General features: G+C 64.9%; 7 protein-coding genes and 1 pseudogene. 4 read left to right on the top strand and 4 right to left on the bottom strand.

What is annotated here, in order from left to right; genetic code table 11:
- From WEA77_RS01610 to WEA77_RS01600, 3 genes are all read left to right on the top strand, one after another.
- Positions 1–1,096, top strand: a 1,096-nt coding sequence (locus tag WEA77_RS01610; protein WP_368066126.1) for an MFS transporter, incomplete at its 5' end; no start/stop codon positions are given.
- A gap of 78 nt (positions 1,097–1,174) precedes the next feature.
- Positions 1,175–1,366, top strand: coding sequence for a hypothetical protein (locus WEA77_RS01605; RefSeq protein WP_368066125.1), 192 nt, complete (start codon positions 1,175–1,177; stop codon positions 1,364–1,366).
- Between the two features lie 166 nt (positions 1,367–1,532).
- Positions 1,533–2,114: a GNAT family N-acetyltransferase gene (locus WEA77_RS01600; protein WP_368066124.1), complete on the top strand. Its 582-nt coding sequence runs from the start codon at positions 1,533–1,535 to the stop codon at positions 2,112–2,114.
- Positions 2,115–2,152: 38 nt separating this feature from the next.
- Here the strand turns inward: WEA77_RS01600 and WEA77_RS01595 are convergent, their stop codons facing one another.
- A complete protein-coding gene (locus WEA77_RS01595) occupies positions 2,153–3,619 on the bottom strand; it encodes a sigma-54-dependent transcriptional regulator (RefSeq protein ID WP_368066123.1) in 1,467 nt (488 codons plus the stop codon).
- Positions 3,620–3,780: 161 nt separating this feature from the next.
- The gene (locus tag WEA77_RS01590) at positions 3,781–4,095 is read right to left on the bottom strand and encodes a hypothetical protein (protein WP_368066122.1); all 315 of its coding nucleotides are present in this window, start codon (positions 4,093–4,095) and stop codon (positions 3,781–3,783) included.
- Positions 4,096–4,199: 104 nt separating this feature from the next.
- Here WEA77_RS01590 and uvrB point away from each other — a divergent pair, with 104 nt between their 5' ends.
- On the top strand, positions 4,200–6,383 hold the full coding sequence (gene uvrB / locus WEA77_RS01585; RefSeq protein ID WP_368066121.1) for an excinuclease ABC subunit UvrB: 2,184 nt from the start codon (positions 4,200–4,202) through the stop codon (positions 6,381–6,383).
- 979 nt (positions 6,384–7,362) lie between these two features.
- On the opposite strand, the gene WEA77_RS01580 is transcribed toward uvrB, so the two are convergent.
- Positions 7,363–7,671, bottom strand: coding sequence for a hypothetical protein (locus tag WEA77_RS01580; protein ID WP_368066120.1), 309 nt, complete (start codon positions 7,669–7,671; stop codon positions 7,363–7,365).
- Positions 7,672–7,827: 156 nt separating this feature from the next.
- A pseudogene (locus WEA77_RS01575) lies at positions 7,828–8,239 on the bottom strand (hypothetical protein); the annotation flags it as partial.

The following is an 8,239-nucleotide window of genomic DNA, read 5'->3' as shown; positions in this document are numbered from 1 at the left end:
CGCCGGCATGTCCGGCGCCGAGATCGCGGGCGCCGCAACCATCGCCATGATCATTCGCATCCTCGCCGGTCCGATCTCTGCCGGCATCGCGCAGGACCGGGGCGTGCGCACCACGCTTGCCGTCGCCATGGCCGTTGCCCTTGCCGGCTACGCGCTGCTGTTCCCCGACGCGCCGCGCGCCGTCCAGTTCCTGCTTTGCGTGCTGATCTACAGCGCCCTGAACCTGACCGGTCCGCTATTCGAGGCGGTACTCGTGTTCGGCACGCGGGGGGGCCGGCCGGACTATGGACAAGGCCGCGCCTTCGCCTCGCTCGCCTTTGTTATCGCCAATCTCGCCGGCGGCGCCATCCTGGGCGCCTATGGCCCGGACTGGGTGCTGGCTTATCTCGTTGCGGCGGCCGGCATTGCGGCTATCGCCCCCCTGTTCACACGGCGGGGCGCCCGCAAGGTGGTGCCACGCCGGACGCTGGTTTCCACCTTCCGCGAGGGCTTCGCGCTCTACAGCATCCCCGGCGTTCTGAGCATCGCCATTGCCGCCTCGCTTATCCAGGCCAGTCACGGCGCTTACTACACGTTCGCCTCCAATATCTGGATCGCTCAGGGGATTGATGGCGGCCAGATCGGCGCCCTCTGGGCCACTGGCGTCGGCGCCGAAATCCTGCTTCTGCTGGTCTCTGCCCGCCTGCTGAAAGGCATGAACCCTTTCACGCTCCTGATGATGGGCGGCGTCGGCGCCGTCATCCGCTGGACAGCCGCCGGGTTCGTGCTGCCGGTTGAAGCCGTCTACCTGCAGCAGGTCCTGCACGCAGCCAGCTTCGCGCTCACTCATCTCGCCATCATGCGCTTCCTTCAGGTTGCGCTGCCGGAGGAACAGCTGCCCCTCGCCTACGCCGTAAACGGCGCGATCGTTTTCGGACCGGTGATGGCTATCGCCAGCTTCAGCTCCGGCCTCGCCTACGATGCCTTTGCGCCCGGCGGTATCGCGGCGCAGACCCACATCTATCTGCTGATGGTCGCGCTCGCGGTCGCCGGCATCGCCCTGGCCCTCCGCAGCCGCGCCCTGATCAGCCGCCCCATCCCGGCCGGCGCGCCCTAGCCGTTCACCTGTCCTGTCGCCCGCTCCCCGCGCCACTTGACAGCCAATATATAAAACACGTGATATAAAGAGGCTGGAATGACGCGCAACGTGTTGGCGGAGATGGGATTTCTGGCGCTCGCCAGCCGGCTCAAGCGCCTTGCGGAGCGCGTGCAGGCGGACGCCACGAAGGCCTTTGCCGACCGGGGTATTCCCGTTCAGGCCGCGCATTTCCCGCTGCTCGCCGCACTCGCCACCTATGGCCCGCTCAGCGTCACCGAGGCGGTCTAAGCCGTCGGCATCAGCCAGCCAGCCGTCACCCGGATCCATAACAGCCTGCAGAAACCCGGCCTCACCCGCACCGTGCCGGTCAAGGGTGACAACCGGCAGAAACAGATCCGCCTCACCCCGAGGGGCGGGGCTCTGGTCGAGGACATGAAACATAACATGTGGCCGCATGTGCGCCGCGCAGGCCCTGTGCGAAGGTCCGGATACGGACATACTTGGCCAGATCGCAAGGCTGGAAGAGAGCCTGCAGGACGGCCCCATCCATGCCCGCATCCAGGACGAGATTGCCGCGGCCAGCGGCCTGCCTCCGCTGCGCCTCGTCGAATATGACGAGCGCCTCGCGCAAGAATTCGACGCGATCACGCGCGAATGGGCGGAAGACATGTTCAGGCTGGAAGAAAACGACATACGAATCATCGAGAACCCGAAAGAGATGATCCTCGACCGGGGCGGCGAGATCCTGTTCGTCGAAGCCGGCAGTCTCGGCATCGTCGGCCCCTTCGCGCTGATGCCGGTGGACGGCACCAGTTTCGAACTGACCAAGATGGGCGTGCGTGCTTCCGCCCGAGGCCTGAAGGCCGGCGAGTTCCTGCTCGCGCGCGTCTTGGAACGCGCCCGCCAGCTCCCCATCCGCGAACTCTTCCTGCTGACCAACAAGAAATGCGCCGCCGCCATCCACCTCTACGAAAAGGCGGGCTTCGTCCACGACGCCGGCATCATGGAACGCTTCGCCGAGCGCTACGCCCGCTGAAACGTCGCCATGTCCTACGATCTGGCGACGCCTAAAGGCTAACCGGCTTCGCGCTCGCCGTGAACGTCCAGCCCGTACTCGCGCACCTTACGGTAAAGCGTCGAGCGGCCAATGCCGAGACGGCGCGCGACTTCGCTCATATGACCGTCATAGAATTCGATCGCATACTGAAGCAGGTCGCGTTCGATATCCTGCAGGCTGCGCAGTTCGCCGCCCTTGTCCTTGATCGCAACCGGGCCGGAATTGTGCGCCGGCCCCACATCATTCGCCGCCACCGGCAAAGCGGAACGCGCCTGCGGCACCGCTGGCAGGCTCGCCGCATCCGGCATCAGGCCGGAGATCTGCGGGAAGTCCTGCGGGCGCAATGTATCTCCGTCACACAGCACGACCGCGCGGAACACCGCGTTCTCGAGCTGGCGCACGTTGCCTGGCCATTCATAGGCGTGCAGCATCTTCATCGTGTCTGGCGCCGCGCCGGTCACTTTCGCGCCCTCGCTTGCATTGAAACGCGCGATGAAATGTTCAACCAGCGCCGCAATGTCCTCGCGGCGCTCCTTCAGAGACGGCATGTCGAGCGGGAATACGTTGAGACGGTAGAACAGGTCCTCGCGGAACGTACCCGCCTTCACCTGGCCAGCCAGATCACGGTTGGTGGCGGAGATAATCCGCACATTTACCTTGGTCGGACGGCGCGACCCGACTGCGTCGACCTCGCCTTCCTGCAGCACACGGAGCAGTTTCACCTGTGCGTCGAGCGGTAGCTCGCCTACTTCGTCCAGGAACAGCGTGCCGCCATCGGCCTCGACAAACTTGCCGAGCGATTTCGTCACCGCGCCCGTGAAGGCGCCCTTCTCGTGGCCGAACAGGATCGACTCGACGAGGTTCTCGGGAATCGCGCCGCAGTTCACCGTCACGAACGGCTTGCCTGCGCGGCTCGAAGCGCCCTGGATACAGCGCGCCATCACTTCTTTACCCACGCCGCTTTCGCCAAGGATCAGCACCGGAATGTCCGATGTCGCCGCCCGCTCCGCCATGCGCAGCACGCCGCGCATCGAGGCGGCAGACGCAATCATGTCCTCGAACTTCATCCCGCCTTCGGCCTTGCGCGACAGGCGTTTCACTTCGCCGGTCAGGCTCTGCATCTTGAGAGCATTGCGGATACTGACGACCACGCGTTCCGGATTGGCCGGCTTGACGATGAAGTCCAGCGCCCCGCGCCGCATAGACTGCACGATCGTGTCGATCCCGCTCGTCGCCGTCAGCATGATCACCGGCAGCTCGGCGCGGCGTTCGGCCAGGCGGTCAAGCGTCTCAAGGCCCGAAAGCCCCGGCATCGTCAGGTCGAGCAGCACCACGTCAATGCCCTCGCGCGCATCGCACGACATCGCGATCCCCGTCTCGCCGTCCGGCGCCGTGCGGCAGGCAAAGCCTGCCTTCTCCACGGCGGCCTGCAACAGGCGGCGCTGGGTCGGATCATCATCGATCACGAGAATTGTCTTGGCCATTGGTAGTCACCCTTCCGGTTCATCCGTGTACGGCGACGCTGGCAGGCGCTCCGTCTCACATCGTTACGCCCCGTTCTGACACAGAGGCGTGGAGTTAGGGTTTTCGGGAAGCGTCAAATTTCACCGATCCGCGGACCCGGACCGCAAATACGCATCCTGCATCAGCCGCAACACATCCAGCCCCTTCCCGGCGGGACCAGTTCGGCCCTTTCCCAGCCCTCTGTTAAAGGTTGCCGGGCAACGGCCTGGTTAATCTTGGGCACCCTGACATGGCCGATACCGAGCCCCTCGCGCATCCCGCGCATCCGGCGCATCCGGGCCCTGGCGCAACCCTTGCCCGCCTCGGCGCCGCCCGGGCGCGGGCTCAGGACGACCTGCTCGCCGACAATCTCGCAGACTGCCTGCCCGCACTGCGCGCCTATGCCCGCAAGCTCTGCGCCAACCCGACCCTCGCCGACGACTGCGTGCCGCGTCATGCCGCCTGCCTCCTGCCATCTTGTGTCAGCAGGCCACCCTTCGCTGCCGAACAAAACAGGAATACTCTGGACACCCCCCCGCCCAACGCCCATATCTCGCGGCCATGGCCCGCCCCTCCCGACCTCCCGCCCGCGGCGTCGCCGACGCCTCCGCTGCCTTCAGCTTTGACGGCTTCGCGATGGACGCCGCCGGCGCCCTGCCCTCCGACCAGTGGACACCCCACCGGCCGGACCGCGGCTGGGTCAAGCTCGAGGGCGGCCGCCGCTTCCGCGTGCAGGCGGACTATCAGCCCGCCGGCGACCAGGTCACAGCCATCCCTGAACTCGTGGAGGGCGTCACCTCCGGCGAGCGCGACCAGGTCCTCCTCGGCGCGACCGGCACCGGCAAGACCTTCACCATGGCCAAGATCATCGAGGCGACCCAGCGCCCCGCCCTGATCCTTGCGCCGAACAAGACCCTCGCGGCCCAGCTCTACGGCGAGTTCAAGTCCTTCTTTCCGGACAATGCGGTCGAGTATTTCGTCTCCTACTATGACTATTACCAGCCCGAAGCCTATGTTCCGCGTGCGGACCTTTACATCGAGAAGGAAAGCTCGATCAACGAGGCTATCGACCGGATGCGCCACTCCGCCACCCGCGCCATCCTCGAGCGCGATGACGTGATCATCGTCGCCTCCGTCTCCTGCCTCTATGGTATCGGGTCGGTCGAGTCCTACACTTCGATGACCTTCACCCTGAACGCCGGCGACCGCATCGACCCGCGCGCCGTCGCCGAGCGCCTCGTCGCCAACCAGTATACCCGCAACGATGTCGCCTTCGGCCGCGGCACCTTCCGCCTCAAGGGCGACGTGCTCGACATCTTCCCCGCCCACTATGAGGACCGCGCCTGGAAGCTCTCCTTCTTCGGCGACGAACTGGAGTCCATCGTCGAGTTCGATCCCCTCACCGGGCGCACGCTGCAACGCCTGCCCGCCATCAAGATCTACGCCAACAGCCACTACGTCACGCCCCGCCCGACGCTCACCCAGGCGGTGGAATCCATCAAGCATGAACTGAAAGCCACTATCGCCCATTTCGAAAAGCACGGCAAACTGATCGAAGCCCAGCGCATCGCCCAGCGCTGCCAGTATGACATCGAGATGATGGCCGCCACCGGCTCGTGCAACGGCATCGAGAACTATTCCCGTTACCTCACAGGGCGCAAACCCGGCGAGCCGCCCCCGACCCTGTTCGAATACCTGCCCCAGAACGCCCTCGTCTTCACCGACGAGTCCCACCAGACGATTCCCCAGATCGGCGCCATGTTCAAAGGCGACTTCAGCCGCAAGTCCACCCTCGCCGAATATGGCTTCCGCCTGCCCTCCTGCATCGACAACCGCCCCCTCAAGTTCGAGGAATGGGAGGCCATGCGCCCGCAGACGGTCCACGTCTCCGCCACCCCCGGCAAGTGGGAACTGGAGCGCACCAGCGGCGTCTTCACGGAGCAGGTCATCCGCCCCACCGGCCTGATCGACCCGCCCGTCGAGGTCCGCCCGGTCTCCACCGGCGGCGCCAACCAGGTCGACGACGTCATGGCCGAAGTGAAAGGCGTCGCCGCCCAGGGCTTCCGCTCACTGATCACCACACTGACGAAAAAAATGTCGGAAAACCTGACCGACTTCCTCCACGAAAACGGCGTGCGCGTGCGCTACATGCACTCCGACATCGACACGATCGAGCGCATCGAGATCATCCGCGACTTACGTCTGGGAGTGTTCGATGTTCTCGTCGGCATCAACCTCCTTCGCGAGGGCCTCGACATCCCGGAATGCGCCTTCGTTGGCATCCTCGACGCCGACAAGGAGGGCTTCCTGCGCTCGGAAACCTCCCTCGTGCAGACCATCGGCCGCGCCGCACGCAATTCCGAGGCCCGCGTCGTCCTCTACGCGGACCGCGTCACCGGCTCCATGCAGCGCGCGATGGACGAGACCGCCCGCCGCCGCGAAAAACAGCACGCCCACAACCTTGCAAACGGCATCACGCCCACCACCATCATTCGCGACGTCTCTGACATCCTCGGCGAACTCGGCGACAAACCCTCCGCCAGCCGCTCCCGCCGCCAGCGCGAGCGCGGCGTGTCCGAGGCTAAGGTCCTCCCACTTGCGGGCGAGACAGGCCACAACCTGAAAGCCGTCATAGCCGATACGGAAAGGCGCATGCGCGAAGCCGCCGCGAACCTGGAATTCGAGGATGCGGCGCGGCTGCGCGATGAACTCAAGCGGCTGCGGGAGCAGGATCTGGGAATTTAAGAGTACGTGCCGCCTTCAGAGAAATGGACCAAAGACAACATTCGACGGCTCATTCGCACGAACAGTGCCGATGACTTGAGCAAAAGACTTTTCAGCGCTCCACCCGGTCTCGCTGTCGGCGGCGCAGCTCGGTTATCCCTTTGAAAGTATAGACTGGCGCATGCCGCAAAAGACTTGGACGCAGACTGCGGCGGGGTAGAAATAACCCGCTGCCAGAATACCGGCGAATAAGATCCCTCCTTTCCACAGGCCGCCTTAAACCTGTGAAATATTTCGCCTCCGAGACGAAAAAGTCTGGACTCGCTCTCGACTCAGGACGTGTTCGGTGAGATCGTTACGTTAAGCCAACGAAAACCAGCCGGGAGCACACCCGGACACGGAACGGGGGCCAAGCACACCGCACCCGGAGGCACCGGGCCAGGAGCAAGACCGGGAGACCGGAGGCGCAAAAGGCCGGGATGTAGCGAAGGGATAAAGCAAGGCGGTGTCTTCAGGACGGGGAGCTAGAACCCCTGACAGAAGAGCTCTAAGCCGTGACCGGGGCGCGATCCGAAACACGGCGGCCAAGACCGGAAAGTCCCGCAAGGGACGCCAGGAAGGCTTTGCGCGGCAACGTGCAAGGACCGGAGAGGTGCAGACCAGAGAGAAGCCGCAAGGCGATCTGAGGCGAGCAGAGGCGGCGGTCAAGCCCTTGAATGCGCAGGCCCCCCGGCCGGCGGATCAAGGCACCGCAAACGGAGCGAGCGCCTGCGAGGGCGACCGTCCGCGAGCGGAAGAGTGATGGAAGGTGCGCCTCAGAAGCGGACCGGAAAGAACTCTGGTGAACTTCGAACCACCGCTCACGAGTGCTAGCACAGTGTCTCGGTAGTCTGATTCGAAACACCGTGAAAGGCGCGATGCTGGTCAAACAGCCTCGCGCCTTTCTTCGTTTCCGCCCGCACCAAAAGGAGACCCCCGGCGCACAACACCGGGGGCCTCCTCACGAAACCACTGCGGACGTGGGGGGGGGGCAGTCGTCCGCCTTGGTTTCGTCTTTCTTGTCGGCTTTCGCAGCTTTCCAGGCGACGTACTCCGCCGCTCTGATGTCGCCGCTGGCGTCGGTGTCATACTTGGCGAATTTCTCAGCCGTCATCTCGGGCTTCACGGCCTGGATTTCGGCCAGCGTCACGCCGGCGCCCGCGTCGGCGTCGAGGTCTGTAAAGGTTTTCCTGGCGCCGTGATGGTCGGCAAGGGCTGGCGGAGCAGCGAAAGCTGCGGCAAGGGCCGCGATTGCGCTGAATTTGTTCATACGCCGTCTCCTCTTTGACATCCCGCCGGCGAGACGCATTTCCCGCACGCGCTGGCTTGGTGTTATACGTAGCATTCGCGGCCTGGTTTCCGGCATGAACAACCCCTCATTTTCCGGGCGATCCCGTGCACAGAATATGGCGAAATGCGGCGCCGCTCAGTCCGGCCGCTGCCGCCGGACGAAGATGATCGCACACGTATCCTGCCCTCCCGGCGGCGGCACCGGCGCCCGCACCTCCCGCGCAGGCAGGCGCACCACAAACAGCGGCGGCGCCCGGACCGGCAGGCTCATCCATTTCTGCCGCTCGGCCGGGATGCGCCAGCAATCGGCGATCCGCTGCGCGAAAACGGCGTTGCTCTCAGCGTCGATTTCTTCCGGGCTGAGCGGGCGATCCCCATCAAGCGCAATCTGCTGTGCGTGCCTGGCCGTGTCGATGGCGCGCCAGATGTCAATGTTCAGGCGCGCCTCGGCTTCTTCCTCCGGCGTCGGCGGCGGGCGTTCCGGATCGACCGGCTCGCGCCCTTCCTCCATCGCCAGGACTTCCTCGGCGCAGCCGCGGCGCCAGTCA

The sequence above is a fragment of the Hyphomonas sp. genome (genome assembly GCF_040882205.1).
Classification (GTDB): domain Bacteria; phylum Pseudomonadota; class Alphaproteobacteria; order Caulobacterales; family Hyphomonadaceae; genus Hyphomonas.
Note: the sequence above shows the minus strand (reverse complement) of the source record. Positions and strands in the feature narration are given on the sequence as shown.

Bases quoted from the DNA above. Each gene is read 5' to 3' on its own strand.
- WEA77_RS01590 (WP_368066122.1), bottom strand. From the start codon at position 4,095: ATGACGCGGCACGCAGTCGTCGGCGAGGGTCGGGTTGGCGCAGAGCTT.
- WEA77_RS01580 (WP_368066120.1), bottom strand. From the start codon at position 7,671: ATGAACAAATTCAGCGCAATCGCGGCCCTTGCCGCAGCTTTCGCTGCT.
- uvrB (WP_368066121.1), top strand. From the start codon at position 4,200: ATGGCCCGCCCCTCCCGACCTCCCGCCCGCGGCGTCGCCGACGCCTCC.
- WEA77_RS01605 (WP_368066125.1), top strand. From the start codon at position 1,175: ATGACGCGCAACGTGTTGGCGGAGATGGGATTTCTGGCGCTCGCCAGC.
- WEA77_RS01600 (WP_368066124.1), top strand. From the start codon at position 1,533: ATGTGCGCCGCGCAGGCCCTGTGCGAAGGTCCGGATACGGACATACTT.
- WEA77_RS01595 (WP_368066123.1), bottom strand. From the start codon at position 3,619: ATGGCCAAGACAATTCTCGTGATCGATGATGATCCGACCCAGCGCCGC.